Here is a 14005-nt window from a genome sequence, read left to right as displayed (position 1 = left end):
ATCGCTTCTCAGCCAAAGAAAAAGCGCCCGCCGGAGGCGGGCGCGGATCGCCTGCGTCAGCAGGCGAAATCCCTCATGTGAGCCGGGATCAGATGGTCTGGTCGTAATCGCCCACCAGCGGCTCGGTGCGGATCACCGCGTCGATATCGGCAAAAATAGCCCGCATCTCGTCTTCGCTGTCGGAGCTTTCGCAGACCACCACCAGGTTCGGCGTGTTGGACGACGCCCGCACCAGGCCCCAGGAGCCATTATCGAGGATCACCCGGGCGCCGTTCACGGTCACCACTTCCTTGATTGCCCGGCCTGCGAAGCTGTCGCCCGCCTCATGTTTGGCAACCAGCTTCTGCACCAGACGCTCCAGCACGGCGTATTTCTCGGTGTCGGCGCAATAGGGCGACATGGTCGGGGTGGACCAGGTCTTGGGCAGCGCCTTGCGCAGGTCCGACATCGACATATTCGGATTGCGGTCCAGCATCTTGCAGACCTCAACCGCGACCCGCATGCCGCAGTCGTAGCCGCGGCCGACCGGTTCGGCCAGAAAGTAGTGGCCGGACTTCTCAAACCCCGCCAGGGCGCCGATTTCCTTGACCCGCCGCTTCATGTGGCTGTGGCCGGTCTTCCAGTAATCCGCTGTCACACCGTTCTTCTGCAGCTCGGGGTCGGAGGCGAACAGGCCGGTGGATTTCACGTCGGCGACAAAGGTGGCGTTCGGGTAGAGCTTCGACAGATCGCGGGCCATGATCACGCCCACCTTGTCGGCAAAGATCTCCTCGCCCTCGTCGTCGACCACGCCGCAGCGGTCGCCGTCGCCGTCAAACCCAAGCGCCAGATCGGCGCCGGAGGCCTTCACCGATGCCGACATGTCGTGCAGCATCTCCATGGCTTCGGGGTTGGGGTTGTAATGCGGGAAGGTGTAATCCAGCTCGTTGTGGCTCTCGACCACTTCGACGCCGATGCGCTTGAACAGCTCCGGCGCAAAGGCAGACGCCGTGCCGTTGCCGGTGGCGCAGACCACTTTCAGCGGGCGGGACATTTTGAAACCGCCGGCCAGGTCGTCGAGGTAAGCTTCCTTGACGCCCTCCACGAACTCATAGGAGCCGCCGGGGGCGGGCTGGCCTTGGCCGTTCAGCACGATGTCGCGCAGCTCACCCATTTCGTCCGGGCCATGGGTCAGCGGGCGGTCAAAGCCCATCTTGACGCCGGTCCAGCCGTTGGGGTTGTGCGAGGCGGTGACCATGGCGACCGCAGGCACATCCAGGTGGAACTGGGCGAAATAGGCCATCGGCGACAGCGCCGGGCCGATGTCTTTGACCTGAATACCGGCCTGCATCAGGCCCAGGATCAGGGCGTTCTTGATGGCCAGCGAATAGTCGCGGTAGTCGTTGCCGACCGCGATCACCGGGTCGATGCCGCGTTTGCGCATCTGGGTGCCGAGGCCCAGGCCCAGGGCGGTCATGCCGGGGAGGTTGATCTCCTCCGGGTATTTCCAGCGCGCGTCATATTCGCGGAAGCCGGTCGGCTTGATCATCGCATCGCGCAGGAAGCTCCAGGTGTTCGGGGTCACCTCGGACAGCGGTTTGGTCATGTCTGAAATCTCTTTACTGGATCAAATACGGATGGGGTCGGCCTTGGCCAGCGCATCAAAGCGCATCAGGCTGCCGATCAGCTGCGGCATCTGGTCGAGGTAGATCATGTTCGGCCCGTCGGAGGGGGCATTGTCCGGATCCTGATGGGTCTCGATGAAGACGGAGGCGATGCCCAGCGAAACGGCTGCGCGCGCCATCAGCGGCGCAAACTCGCGCTGGCCGCCGGTGGAGCCGCCCTTGCCGCCGGGCTGCTGCACCGAATGGGTGGCGTCCATCACCACCGGGTAGCCGCCCTGCGCCATCTGCGGCAGCGACCGCATGTCGGCCACCAGGGTGTTGTAGCCAAAGGAGGTGCCGCGCTCGGTCAGCAGGATGTTCTGGTTGCCGGTGCTTTCCACCTTGGCAACCACATTGGCCATGTCCCAGGGCGCCAGGAACTGGCCCTTCTTGATGTTCACCGCCTTGCCGGTGTTGCCTGCGGCCAGCAGCATGTCGGTCTGGCGGCACAGGAAGGCCGGGATCTGCAGGATATCGACGGCCTCAGCCGCCACGGCGCATTGCGCCTCAGTGTGGACATCGGTCAGCACCGGCACGCCGAATTCGCGGCGGATGGTGTCCAGCACCCTCAGCCCCTCGTCGATGCCCAGCCCGCGCTTGCCTGACAGCGAGGTGCGGTTGGCCTTGTCGTAAGAGGCCTTGAACACGAACTGCGCGCCTGATTTGTCGCAGGCTTCCTTGAGCTGCCCGGCAATCATCCGGGCGTGGTCTGCGGTTTCCAGCTGGCAGGGGCCGGCAATGATGGTCAGCGGACGATCATTGCCGACGGTGAGACCGGCGATATCGATGTTTTTCATGGGTACCCGATGGCTTTACGATGACACCTGCTCCCGCAGGATGGACGCGGTGAGCGAACACATCAGGTAGATACCGGAAAAGATCAGGAATGCCAAAACGGTATTCTCGAATTTGCGCGGATAGGAGGGTTCCTGGCTGGCAACCGGCTCCACCGCGGTGGTCAGGTAGCGCACCTGGCGGTTGGCCTCCATCCGGGTGGTTTCCATTTGCTGCAAGGCCGATTGCAGCATCAGGTCGCGGGTTGCCAGATCAGCCTGGGCCATCTGGATCTGGATGCGCAGGCTGGCCAGCGAATTTTCGCCGGCGGAGGCGTCGACCATCCGGTTGTTGAGGCTGGCAATCACCGTCTCCAGCCGTTTGATGTCGGCTTCGGCGCCGGACACCTTGGCGCGGTTGGGGCGTGTATTGTCCTGCAGCGCGGCCAGCTCCAGCCGTTTTTCCTCCAGCTGGATCTCAAAGGTGCTGATCTGCGACCGCAGCGCGGCAACCACGCCCTCGGGGTCCAGAACCGCGCCCTGCTGCTGCAGCACCACAAGGCTGCGCTGCGCGGCCCGGCGTTTTTCCTCGGCAGCGGCCAGCGCGGCCTCGGATTCGGCCATCTGGTCGGCCCGTTTCTGCTGCGAGAGGTTGTTCACCTTTTCCTGCGCATAGGAGATCAGCCTGCGGGAAAACTCCGCCGCCACTTCGGGGTCGGCGGCAGAGACCTCCATCCGGACCACGCCTTCGGTGGGGTCGTAGCCGATCTTCACGTTGCGCTTGTAGGTTGCAAAGGCCTGCTCGTTGGTGGGGTCCGCTTCCAGCCGCTGGATCGGGTCCAGCCAGTCCTGGGTGAAATGCGTCCGGAAGCCGGATTCCGCATCCAGCCGCAGCATCGCCTCCTTGGATTGCAGGTAGTCCTGCACCGCGATCGAATCCTGGCTGGTGGCAAATTGGGTGCCGCTGAGCAGCCCGCCAACGCCGCCGCCCGCGCCGCCATCGGCCTGCAGCACCAGGAAGGCGGATTTGGAGGAGTACATCGGCGTGGCCACCGAATAGAAGTAATAGCCTGCGGCCAGCGTCGGCAGCATCACGAAGAATGCCAGACGCGCCGCGAGCAGCGACAGCTTGCGGCGGCGGCGGCGCGCAATGTCGCGCTGGATGTCCTGGATTTCGCGGGCGCGCCGCTCTGCCGGGCTCAGCTCTGCCGCCGGCAGGTTGCTGCGGCCGGCCGGAACCGTCTGCGGCAGCTGGATGGAGCCGGGGGCAGGCGGGCTGCCCGCGGGCTGCGCCTTGTTCTGGGGCACCACCAGTTCCAGCATGTTGGCGCGTTTGAACGGGTCGATGCCGCGCTCGCGCAGCATCCGCACCGCCTCAAAGTCGGAGGTTGCGGGCAGGTTGTGCTTTTGCGCCATCCGCCGAGCCAGGCGCAGCTGGCGGCCGGTCAGCCCTTCCTGGCGGATCGCGTCGAGATCGGATTCCATCCTGGTTTCGCGGGCTGAGCTGACCATGCCCGAGACCGGTGCTGCGGACCTGCCGGCACCGGCAGATACGGGGGCAGATGCGGGGGCCGCGGCTGCGGGCGCGGCAGTGTCCGCCGCAGGCCTTGCGGCTGCAGCGGCAGTCTGCCCCGGCCCCTGCGGCCTGGCCTCGCTGCCGTCCGCAGGGGCGCTGCGGCGGATGCGGAACTTCTTAGCTCTCGGTTTCGTAGTCATAGAGCTGTTTCGCTTCTTCCAAAGTGTCAAACATGTGCAGCTGCCCCTGCAAAAGCACGGCAGCTGAACGGGCAAATTTTTCCAGCGTCTGGGCCTGGTGGGAGACGATGATGATGGTGGTGGTCTGCAGCCGTTCCTGCAGGATCTCGCCGGCCTTGCGGTTGAACTCCACATCGGTGGTGGAGGGCATGCCTTCGTCGATCAGGTAGATGTCGAAATCCAGCGCCAGCATCAGCGAGAAGCTGAACCGCGCCCGCATGCCTGAGGAATAGGTGCCCACCGGCTGGTCGAAATACTCCTTGAGCCCGCAGAGCCAGCGGCAGTAGGCCTCTACGTAATCCGGGTCCAGCCCGTAAAGCTTGGCGATGTAGCGGCAGTTTTCCATGGCTGACAGGCGGCTGATGACGCCGCCCATGAACCCGAGCGGAAAGGACACCTTGCAGTTGCGGCGGATCTCGCCCTCATCGGGTTTTTCGAGGCCCGCCATCATGTTGATCAGGGTGGTCTTGCCGGTGCCGTTCGGGGCCAGCACGCCCAGCGATTTGCCGGGCTCAATGCGGAACGACACGCGGTCAAGGATCACCTTGCGCTGGGTTCCTGTCCAAAAGGACTTGCTGACGTTCTCAAACTCAAGCATCGCTTGTTCCGGTACTGCCTGTGCGGCCCTCTGGCGGGCTCTCTCAACTGCCTCATTGCCCAGGCGCTTGCAGGGCGCCTATGGCCCTTTCTTATCAAAAGAGTGTTAATGGCCTACGCGGTGAATTTGGCCTTATTATGTCGAATTGTGACATAAACCATCAACCAATTCTTAACCATTTTGCCGCGGATACGGGGCCTGGGAGCCTGAAAATGCGGGCAGAAGACGTTTGCGGGGTGCCAGGTGACTGTTTCCGGACCTGAAACAATGGAAAGCAGCCTGCGGCTGAAGGACCAGATTCGCAGCTGCCGGATCTGCGCAGAGCGCTTTGCCGCCACCGCCACCGCGCATGAACCGCGCCCGGTGGTGTGGTTCCGCCCGGCGGCCCGGATCCTGATTGCAGGCCAGGCGCCGGGGCTGCGGGTGCATGAAAGCGGCCGTCCCTTCACCGATCCCTCCGGCGACCGGCTGCGGGCCTGGCTGGGGCTGAGCGAGTCGGAGTTTTACGACAAGGACCGCGTTGCGGTGGTGCCGATGGGGTTCTGTTTTCCCGGCTACAACGGCAAGAAAGCCGACCTGCCGCCGCCTGCGGTCTGCGGCAGGACCTGGCATCATCAGGTGATGGACCATCTGCCGGAGGTGCAACTGAAGGTTCTGGTCGGCGCCCATGCGCAACGCTATCACCTGGGGCTGAAGGGGCCGGTGACGGCGCTGGTGCAGGGCTGGCGGGATCATGCGCCGCAGGTCTTCCCCTTGCCGCATCCCTCGTGGCGTAATACCGGGTGGCTGAAGAAAAACCCCTGGTTCGAGGCGGAGCTGCTGCCGGTTCTGCAGGCCCGGGTGAAGGAGCTGATGCGATGACAGGTGAAACCCCGCTGGATCTGGCCCATGCCGCGATGGAAGCCGCGCCCGAGGATGATGCCGCCCGGCTGCGCTTCTATGAGCGGCTGGCGGATGCAGAGCTGTTCCTGATGCTGGAGGAGGAGGCCGCCGGGGAGCAGATTTCGCCGGTTCTGTTTGACACCCCCGACGGTGCCTTTGTGCTGGTCTTTGACCGCGAGGAACGGCTGGCGCGATTTGCCGGCGAGGCGGTTCCATACGCGGCGCTGTCGGGCCGGGTGATTTGCCAGATGCTGGCCGGGCAGGGGATCGGGCTTGGGTTGAACCTGGAGGTGGCGCCCTCTGCCTTCCTGATCCCGGCTGAGGCCATCAGCTGGCTGCACCAGACCCTGGGTCACGCGCCAGAGGAAGTCGAGGCAGGCGTCACTGAATTCACCGCGCCCAAGGGCCTTCCGGAGGCGCTGCTGACGGCGCTGGACGCCAAGCTTGCAACCGCGGGCGGGCTGGCGGCGGCGGCTTATCTGGCCGGGGTCCGCTACAAGTGCGGCGGGCAGGGGCATCTGCTGGGCTTTGTCGGCGCCAAGGAGGCAGCGCAGGCCTCGCTCGCCAAGGCCGCCAGCGAGGCGCTGACCTTCTCCGGCATCGAGGCCGGGGCGATGGATGTGGGCTTCTTCGAGGCAGAGGACCCGGTGGCGGCCAGCCTGGCCCGCGCCGGTCTGCGCTTTGACCTGCCGCAGCCCAAGGCGCCGCAGGAAATCAAACCCGTCACACCCGGCAGCGACCCGGATAAACCGCCGCGGCTCAGGTAGGCATTTCTCGCCCCCCGCCGATTTCGCCTTATCTGCTGCTGCAAGGGCAGGGCTGCGGCCCGTGCCCGGCAACTCAGCAGGGAGGGGAAACGATGTCCATCAAACAAACCGCACATGATTTCTGCGAGGCTTGTGACGCGGGCAAAGGGTGGGAGGTGTGCCGGGAATGGTGCACCCCGGACGCCACATTCTCCGTCCAGGCGGATGCGCTGGCGGAGATCAGCACGCTGGCGGATTACACCGAATGGGCTAAGGGGCTGCTGACCCCGATGCCGGATGCCCATGCAGAGTTCAAATCCCTGACGGTCGATGAGGACGCCAGCCGCGCGATCCTGTTTGCGGTGTTCCATGGCACCCATACGGTGGATGCCGGCAACGGCGCGCCGACGGGCAAGACGGTTGCCTCGGACTACGTCTATGTTCTGGACTTCGATGGCGGCAAGATCCGCCACATGACCAAGGTCTGGAACGACGTGCACGCCCTGACGCAGGTGGGCTGGATGTAGCCGGAAAAGAAAGCGCCCGCTGCGCAGCGGGCGCTTTGACTGTCTGAAACCTGCCTATTGCAGGGTGGGACGGTTACTCTGCCGCTTCCAGCTTGTCCTGGGTGCGGGTCTCGAAGTCGCTGGCGTCGTGGCGCTCATGCAGCTGCATGGCCGGGTCGCCGGAGGTGCGGTTCACCATGCGGCCGCGCTGCACCGCCGGACGGGCGTCGATGGCCTTGGCCCAGCGGACCACGTTGGTGTAGCTCGCCGCATCCAGGAACTCGGCCGCGTCGCCATAGTTGCGGCCCAGAACCAGCTGGCCGTACCAGGGCCAGATGGCAATATCGGCGATCGTGTATTCGTCACCCGCAATGAACTCGCGCTCTGCCAGCTGCCGGTCCAGCACATCCAGCTGGCGCTTGGTTTCCATGGTGAAACGGTCGATCGGATACTGGAATTTCTCCGGCGCATAGGCATAGAAATGGCCGAAACCGCCGCCCAGGTAGGGCGCGCTGCCCATCTGCCAGAACAGCCAGTTCAGGGTCTCGGTGCGGGCCGCGCCCGCCTTGGGCAGGAAAGCGCTGAACTTCTCTGCCAGATGCAGAAGGATCGAGCCGCTTTCGAAGACCCGCACCGGTTCCGCGCCGCTGCGGTCCAGCAGGGCCGGGATCTTGGAATTCGGGTTCACATCGACAAAGCCGGAACCGAACTGGTCACCATCCCCGATCTGGATCAGCCAGGCGTCATATTCGGCTTCCTTGTGGCCTGCGGCCAGCAGTTCCTCGAACATCACGGTGACCTTCACCCCGTTCGGGGTCGCCAGCGAGTAAAGCTGGAAGGGGTGCTTGCCCGCCGGCAGGTCCTTGTCATGGGTCGCACCGGCGATGGGGCGGTTGATGGAGGCAAACTCGCCGCCGTTGGCTTGTTCCCATTTCCAGACTTTCGGCGGGGTATAAGGGGTATCGCTCATCTGTCGGCCTTGTCCTGATTGTTTCCTGTTGCATCTCAATCGCACGCGCTGCGGCGACCGGTTCCGGCAGAGATAAGGGGGATTTCGGAAATTCCAATGACTGGAAGGTCTGCACGCGGAAATTTTACAATCTGCTCACATCCTCTCGTCCCCGGACACAGAGCCGTGAGCCCCCCTTCGCATTTGCCGCAGCGGCAGTAATGTCAGTGCCAAGGCCGGTGCGCTGGACCGGTGCCCCATTTGAAGCGATCACCGATGAAAGGAATGACTTCATGAAGCGTCTTGTTTTTGCTGCTGCGGCAGCGCTGTCCTTTGCCCTGCCGGCCTTTGCCGGCGAGCAGTACGTCGATGGCACCGGCTATGCGGTGTCGGGCTATGACGTGGTGGCCTACCGCAGCCTGGAGATGAATCCGCCCGGCACGCCGCAGACCGCCCCGGTGCGCGGCAATGCGGCGTTTACCGCCGACTACAACGGTGCCACCTGGGCGTTCTCCTCGGCTGAGAACCGTGACAAGTTCGCCGCCAACCCGGCCTATTATGCGCCGCAGTATGACGGCCACTGCGCCTACGGCGTCTCCAAGGGCGGCAAGGTGCCGGCCAACCCGAACCTGTGGCGTATCGTCGATGACAAGCTCTATCTGAACATCACCGACGTTGTGGTCGGTTTCTGGGAAGAGGACATCCCCGGCAACATTAACCTGGCCGAAGGCAACTGGCCGGGCATCGAGCCCAAGGCTGCCTCTGACAGCGTCATTCCGAAGTTCACCTCTGAGGGTCCGGTTGCGAACTGACTGCGGCATGCAGGCAAGGCGAGCGCTTTGCCTGCATGAAATCAAAGGCGGCATTATGAGCCAACGCAGCGAACGGCTGTCTCAAGCCGAGATTGTTGAGAAACTCCCTTTTGATTTGCGAATAGGTGGCTGATTGGCCTTTTTTGTACAAATCGGGTGAGGGATTCACTGCGTGAATCCAGCGTGATAGCTGGGATGCATGAGCAGTTGGGCCCCTACGAGATACAAGACCACGAACCGGTCGTCTTTCAATGAAGCACTGAAGCAACACGGATCTCTGATCATCTGGTTTGATCCGAGGATGATCTGGACGCCGCCGCCGGTTGGCAAGCGCGGTCGCCGGTGCCAATTCAGCGTCGCCGCGATCCGAACCTGTTTTACCCTGAAAGTACTGTGGGGGTTGCCACCGAGGCAGACGACGCGCTTAGTGCAAAGCCTTCTGCGGCTGGCCGTTCTGGACTGGGCTGTGCCGGACTTAAGCGCCCTGTGCCGCCGGCAGCGGAAGCTGAACGTGAGTATACCGTTCCGCGGTGGCGGTGGCCCGCAGAACCTTCTGATCGATAGCACCGGCATCAAGGCAGAAGGCGCAGGTGAGTGGAACGCCCGCAAGCACGGAGGCCCCAAGCGGCGCCTCTGGCGCAAGATACATTTTTAGAATCGACGAGGAAACGCTGGAAGTCCGGGCCAACGAGGTCACCAGCAGCAACATCGGCCCCTCTCGGCAGAATTGCCATGCAAATCGCCTGCCGGGTAGTGGATGTGCCCATTTTGACCGATCTCCGGGACCAGATCCCGGCTGACGAGCAGATCGGTTCGGAGACTGCCGACGGTGCCTGCGACACCCGCAAATGCCGCGAGGCGATCGCCGCCCGTGGTGGTGCCGCTGATATCCCGCCCCGAAAGAATGCGGCGCCCTGGAAGCCGGCGAGCCCGGGCGCGCTGTCACGAAACGAAGCCCCGCGCGCATCAGAGTATCTCGGCCGCGCCATCTGGCGACGGTGGAGCGGATATCACCGCCGGAGCCGGTCGAGTCAAAGGTGAACTGAATCAAGCTGCTCGGCCAATCCCTGATGGCAAAAGTCTTCGACCGACAGGTCGCTGAACGCCAGATCCGGATCGCGGTGCTGAACTGTTGCACCGCTCTCGGCATACCTCTCATAGAGCCCGTAGAGTAAATCCGTCCCGGGAAAGGGGCCCTGCGGTCAGATCAGGATTTGTGCAACAGCGCCTTGCCGAAAGGTAAAATTTGACATTTGCACCGGTCAGTCAAGATTAAAACAAGATGGGGGCGGGTCTATGGGAGGCCCGCGGGAATGCGCGTTAGAAGAATGAGTTAAAGCAGAACTCCACGGCATGCAGAGAGGCCAGAGCGGGCCGCCCGGATTTTAGGACAGCCCGCCAAAGAACGAGCATAGCATGACGGGTCGCGCCTCTGCAGGGGGAACTGCGAATGCATCGCGGTCTATATCGGGGAACCAAGCGGCTTGGTTCGCGTGAAAACTTGTCATCCGTGGCTGGGAAAAGCGGAGCCAGATCCGTTCTCGTGGCCGGCGGCGCCGGATTTCTAGGTGCCGAACTATGCAGACGTTACTTGCAGAAAGGCTTTGATGTCACCTGCTTGGACGACCTGTCCAGCGGCCGCCTGGTCAATCTCAGTGGGCATCTGAACCACCCGGGCTTCACTTTCCTGCGGCAGGACGTTGCAAAGCCCCTGCAGCTGGAGACTTCGTTTGAATACATTTTCAACCTGGCCTGCCCGGCGTCGCCGCCGCGCTATCAGGCGGATCCGCTGCAAACGCTGAAAACCTGCCTTTTCGGCGCCTTTAACCTGCTGGAGCTGGCCCGGGCCACCGGCGCGCGGATTCTGCAGGCCTCAACCTCCGAAGTCTACGGCGATCCGCTCGTCAGCCCGCAGAAGGAGAGCTACGCGGGCAATGTGAACACTTTCGGGCCGCGATCCTGTTATGACGAGGGCAAGCGGGCGGCGGAAACCATCTTCCACGACTACCACGACTGCTATGGAGTCGACCTGCGGGTGGCGCGGATATTCAACTCCTACGGGCCCGGCATGGATCCGCAAGACGGCCGGGTGGTGTCGAATTTTATTACCCAGGCGCTGGTGGGTGACTCAATCACAGTATTTGGCGATGGCACGCAAACCCGGTCATTCTGCTATCTGGACGACACCGTCGACGGTTTGATTGCTCTGATGCACAGCCCGTCAACCGAGTTTGAGCCGGTCAACATCGGCAACCCCAAGGAAACCCCGGTCGGGAAACTGGCGGAACTGGTGCTGCAGAAAATCGGCAGCAACTCCCGGCTGTCCTACCTCGACCTGCCGCAGGATGATCCGAAACAGCGGCGCCCTGACATCAGCAGGGCCAGAAAACGGCTGGGCTGGGAGCCCAAAGTCAACCTGAGCGACGGGCTGGACCGCACCATCGGCTATTTCCGGAGCGAGCTTGCCGCCTCGGGCAAGATTGCTCCGGGGGCGATGTGATGCACCGCCCTGTGGTGCTGGTCACGGGCGGTGCCGGTTTTATCGGCAGCCATGCTTGCCTGCAGCTGGCGGAAGCCGGTTACCAGCCGGTGGTGGTCGACAATCTGCGCACCGGCAACCGGGATGCGGTGAAATGGGGGCCGTTCGAACAGCTTGATGTCCGCGATTGCGGTGCCTTGGCTGCCGTCATCCGCAAGCACCGGTGCGACGCGGTGATGCATTTCGCTGCCGCGGCCTATGTCGGGGAATCCGTTGCCAAACCCGGCCTCTATTATGATCTCAACTGCGGCGGCATGATTGCGCTGCTGAAGGCGATGCAGGACGCGGGGGTTGGGACGCTGGTGTTTTCCTCCAGCTGCGCCACCTACGGGGTGCCGGACGTCCTGCCCATAACTGAGGGCAGCCCCCAGAACCCGGTGAATCCCTATGGGCGCAGCAAACTGATGTGCGAACAGATGATCAGCGATCAGGCCGCAGCCGGAGACCTGCGGTTTGCCCTGCTGCGCTATTTCAATGCCTGCGGTGCTGACCCGCAGGGGCGGCTGTTTGAACGCCATGACCCGGAAACCCACCTGATTCCGCTGGTTCTGATGGCAGCATCCCGCAGGGCGCCGCCGCTGCAGGTGTTCGGCACCGATTACAACACGCCCGACGGCACCTGCATCCGGGACTATATCCATGTGACGGATCTGGCGCGGGCGCATGTTCTTGCGTTGCGCCGCCTGCTTGGGGGCAGCGATAGCTTTGCCCTCAACCTGGGCACCGGCACCGGCCACTCGATCAAGCAGATCATCCGGACCGCCGAGGCCGTCACCGGACAGCCCGTGCCCTGGAAAGCCCAAGCCCGCCGCCCGGGCGATCCGCCAGAGCTGGTCGCGGATACAGATATGGCGGCCAGGCTGCTTGCGTTCCGCCCCCGGCATTCCACGCTGCCGGAGATCATCCGCCATGCGGCACCCGGCTTTGGACTGGAGGCATGTGATGACGCCTGCCTGTGATCACTTCTCTGATCACCAGGGCCATGGGCCGCAGCAAGTACCGCTGGTGCCGCTGCTGCGCGGCAGGACCGCGTGGTCTTACCATGCTCTGATTGCGGCCTGGGCGGTTGCTGCGCTTTGGTTCTGGGGCTGGTGGTTCCTGCCGGAGCATCAGACCAGCGGCATTCAATACTGGGTTGCTACCGCCGGCCTGGGCTGGCTGTTCTTTCTGCAGATGCTGTTCGTGATCATCTTCCGCCGCGCTATGGTGCCCGCCGGGGACCCGCCGGATCCGGCTTCCGCAAGGGTGGCGATGATCGTTACCAAAACCCCCTCGGAACCGTTTTCCGTCCTGAAGACCACGCTTTCAGCGATGCTGGCGCAAAGCTACCCGCATGACACCTGGCTGGCGGATGAGGACCCCGATCCTGAAACCATCGCTTGGTGCGAGGCCCGCGGAGTGCGGATCTCCACCCGCCGCGGACGGGCCGATTACCACCGCAAGGAATGGCCGCGCCGGACCCGCTGCAAAGAAGGCAATCTTGCGTTTTTCTATGACACCTACGGCTACGAAAACTATGATTTTGTGTCACAGCTGGATGCTGACCACGTGCCCTCGCCGAATTATCTGACTGAGATCATGCGCGGCTTTTCCAGCCCCGCGGTCGGCTATGTCAGCGCACCGAGCATCTGCGCCCGCAATGCCGGGCAAAGCTGGGCGGCGCGGACCCGGCTGCATACTGAAGCCGCCTTTCACGGCGTGTTTCAGGCCGGCTATGCGGCGGTGCTGGCGCCGATGTGCATAGGCTCGCATTACGCGGTGCGCACCAAGGCGTTGCGCAGCGTCGGCGGCCTGGGGCCGGAACTGGCCGAGGACCATTCCACCACCATGCTGATGAACGCCGGCGGCTGGCAAGGGGTGCATGCCTTCAATGCCATCGCCGAGGGCGACGGACCTGCCAATATCGCCGACCTCTGCACCCAGGAATTCCAATGGTCGCGCAGCTTGCTGACCATCTTCCTGCAGTTCACCTCCGGTTATTTCACCCGGCTGACGCCGCGGCTGAAGTTTCTGTTTCTGTTCTGCCAGCTGTTCTACCCGATGTTCGCAGGCTTCATGGCGCTGCTTTATCTTCTGCCTGTGCTCGCACTGCTGTTCGACTTCCGTTATGCCGAAGTCACCTATCCAGCCTTCATCCTGCATGCGGCGCCGCAGATTCTGGTCCTGACGGTGCTGGCCTACCGGCTGAAGGCGGACGGCTATTTCCGGCCCGCAGACTGCAAGGTGATCAGCTGGGAGAAGACCCTGTTCCTGGGTATCCAGTGGCCCTGGGTGCTGTGGGGCTGCGTAATGGCGGTGCGCGACAAGATCGCGGGCGGCTTTGTCGATTTCCGCATCACTCCTAAAGGCGATGCCACCAAAGCCACCCTGCCGGGCCGTATTATTGCGGTCTATGCGGCGCTGGCGCTTGGCTGCTTCCTGCCGATTTTGCTGGTGGACAGCGTCCGCGAGGCGCACGGTTTCTATCTTTTGGCGTCGATCAATGGTATGTATTACGCGGTTATCACCGCCGTGATCGTGGGTCTGCACTACCGGTCCGCTGGCGGGGTACGGCAGATGCTGCGGCTGCCCGGGCTGGCAAAGATGGCGGTGCCGCTCTCGCTTTTCTGCATGGCCGCCGTCTCTGTGAATGAGCGCGGAATGGAAAGCCTTTACGCCCTGTCAAAAGGGCTGGAGCCCTACCGGATCATTCGTGAGGAATATGCCGTAGCAGGCGCCGGAATGGGCGGGCCAGGGACAGTCATTCTCATTTACGATCCGGGCCGGATAGACTCCGGTCCCGGGAATGATCGGGAGTAATAC

Annotated in this window: 12 protein-coding genes and 1 pseudogene; 8 read left to right on the top strand and 5 right to left on the bottom strand. The window is 63.2% G+C overall.

Annotated features, from left to right (window positions below; translation table 11 throughout):
* Positions 1 to 88: 88 nt before the first annotated feature.
* Genes K3725_RS12215 through K3725_RS12200 form a run of 4 tightly spaced genes read right to left on the bottom strand, consistent with a single transcriptional unit; the run spans position 89 to position 4769 of the window.
* Positions 89 to 1585, bottom strand: coding sequence for a phosphomannomutase/phosphoglucomutase (locus K3725_RS12215; RefSeq protein WP_260015599.1), 1497 nt, complete (start codon positions 1583 to 1585; stop codon positions 89 to 91).
* Between the two features lie 21 nt (positions 1586 to 1606).
* The gene (kdsA, locus tag K3725_RS12210) at positions 1607 to 2440 is read right to left on the bottom strand and encodes a 3-deoxy-8-phosphooctulonate synthase (protein WP_260015598.1); all 834 of its coding nucleotides are present in this window, start codon (positions 2438 to 2440) and stop codon (positions 1607 to 1609) included.
* A 15-nt stretch (positions 2441 to 2455) separates the two neighbouring features.
* The gene (locus K3725_RS12205) at positions 2456 to 4132 is read right to left on the bottom strand and encodes a capsule biosynthesis protein (RefSeq protein WP_260015597.1); all 1677 of its coding nucleotides are present in this window, start codon (positions 4130 to 4132) and stop codon (positions 2456 to 2458) included.
* Positions 4110 to 4769 carry an ABC transporter ATP-binding protein gene (locus K3725_RS12200; protein ID WP_039185658.1) on the bottom strand — a complete coding sequence of 220 codons (660 nt, stop codon included), beginning with the start codon at positions 4767 to 4769 and terminating at the stop codon, positions 4110 to 4112. Before K3725_RS12200 ends, K3725_RS12205 begins: the two co-directional genes overlap by 23 nt.
* Before the next feature lie 267 nt (positions 4770 to 5036).
* On the opposite strand from K3725_RS12200, the gene K3725_RS12195 reads away from it, so the two are divergent.
* The 3 genes from K3725_RS12195 to K3725_RS12185 all read left to right on the top strand — a co-directional run bounded on the left by K3725_RS12195 (position 5037) and on the right by K3725_RS12185 (position 6924).
* Positions 5037 to 5630 (top strand): uracil-DNA glycosylase family protein, encoded by a 594-nt coding sequence (locus K3725_RS12195; protein ID WP_260015596.1) that lies wholly within the window; start codon positions 5037 to 5039, stop codon positions 5628 to 5630.
* Positions 5627 to 6418, top strand: coding sequence for an SseB family protein (locus K3725_RS12190; protein WP_260015595.1), 792 nt, complete (start codon positions 5627 to 5629; stop codon positions 6416 to 6418). Before K3725_RS12195 ends, K3725_RS12190 begins: the two co-directional genes overlap by 4 nt.
* Positions 6419 to 6510: 92 nt before the next feature.
* A complete protein-coding gene (locus K3725_RS12185) occupies positions 6511 to 6924 on the top strand; it encodes an ester cyclase (protein ID WP_260015594.1) in 414 nt (137 codons plus the stop codon).
* Positions 6925 to 6997: 73 nt separating this feature from the next.
* Here K3725_RS12185 and yghU read toward each other — a convergent pair whose 3' ends face one another.
* Complete coding sequence (yghU, locus tag K3725_RS12180) at positions 6998 to 7873, bottom strand: glutathione-dependent disulfide-bond oxidoreductase (RefSeq protein ID WP_260015593.1); 876 nt, start codon at positions 7871 to 7873, stop codon at positions 6998 to 7000.
* A gap of 272 nt (positions 7874 to 8145) precedes the next feature.
* On the opposite strand from yghU, the gene K3725_RS12175 reads away from it, so the two are divergent.
* The 5 genes and pseudogenes from K3725_RS12175 (at position 8146) to K3725_RS12155 (ending at position 14002) form a co-directional block, all read left to right on the top strand.
* Positions 8146 to 8664 (top strand): YHS domain-containing (seleno)protein, encoded by a 519-nt coding sequence (locus K3725_RS12175; protein ID WP_260015592.1) that lies wholly within the window; start codon positions 8146 to 8148, stop codon positions 8662 to 8664.
* A 199-nt stretch (positions 8665 to 8863) separates the two neighbouring features.
* A pseudogene (locus K3725_RS12170) lies at positions 8864 to 9839 on the top strand (IS5 family transposase).
* A 335-nt stretch (positions 9840 to 10174) separates the two neighbouring features.
* Positions 10175 to 11164, top strand: a complete 990-nt coding sequence (locus K3725_RS12165) for a UDP-glucuronic acid decarboxylase family protein (RefSeq protein WP_260015591.1) — start codon at positions 10175 to 10177, stop codon at positions 11162 to 11164.
* A complete protein-coding gene (gene galE, locus K3725_RS12160) occupies positions 11164 to 12162 on the top strand; it encodes a UDP-glucose 4-epimerase GalE (RefSeq protein ID WP_260015590.1) in 999 nt (332 codons plus the stop codon). The genes K3725_RS12165 and galE overlap by 1 nt, the downstream gene beginning before the upstream one ends.
* A complete protein-coding gene (locus tag K3725_RS12155) occupies positions 12146 to 14002 on the top strand; it encodes a glycosyltransferase family 2 protein (protein ID WP_260015589.1) in 1857 nt (618 codons plus the stop codon). The genes galE and K3725_RS12155 overlap by 17 nt, the downstream gene beginning before the upstream one ends.
* Positions 14003 to 14005 lie beyond the last annotated feature (3 nt).

It is taken from the genome of Leisingera sp. S132, assembly GCF_025144465.1.
Taxonomy (GTDB): Bacteria; Pseudomonadota; Alphaproteobacteria; order Rhodobacterales; family Rhodobacteraceae; genus Leisingera.
Note: the sequence above shows the minus strand (reverse complement) of the source record. Positions and strands in the feature narration are given on the sequence as shown.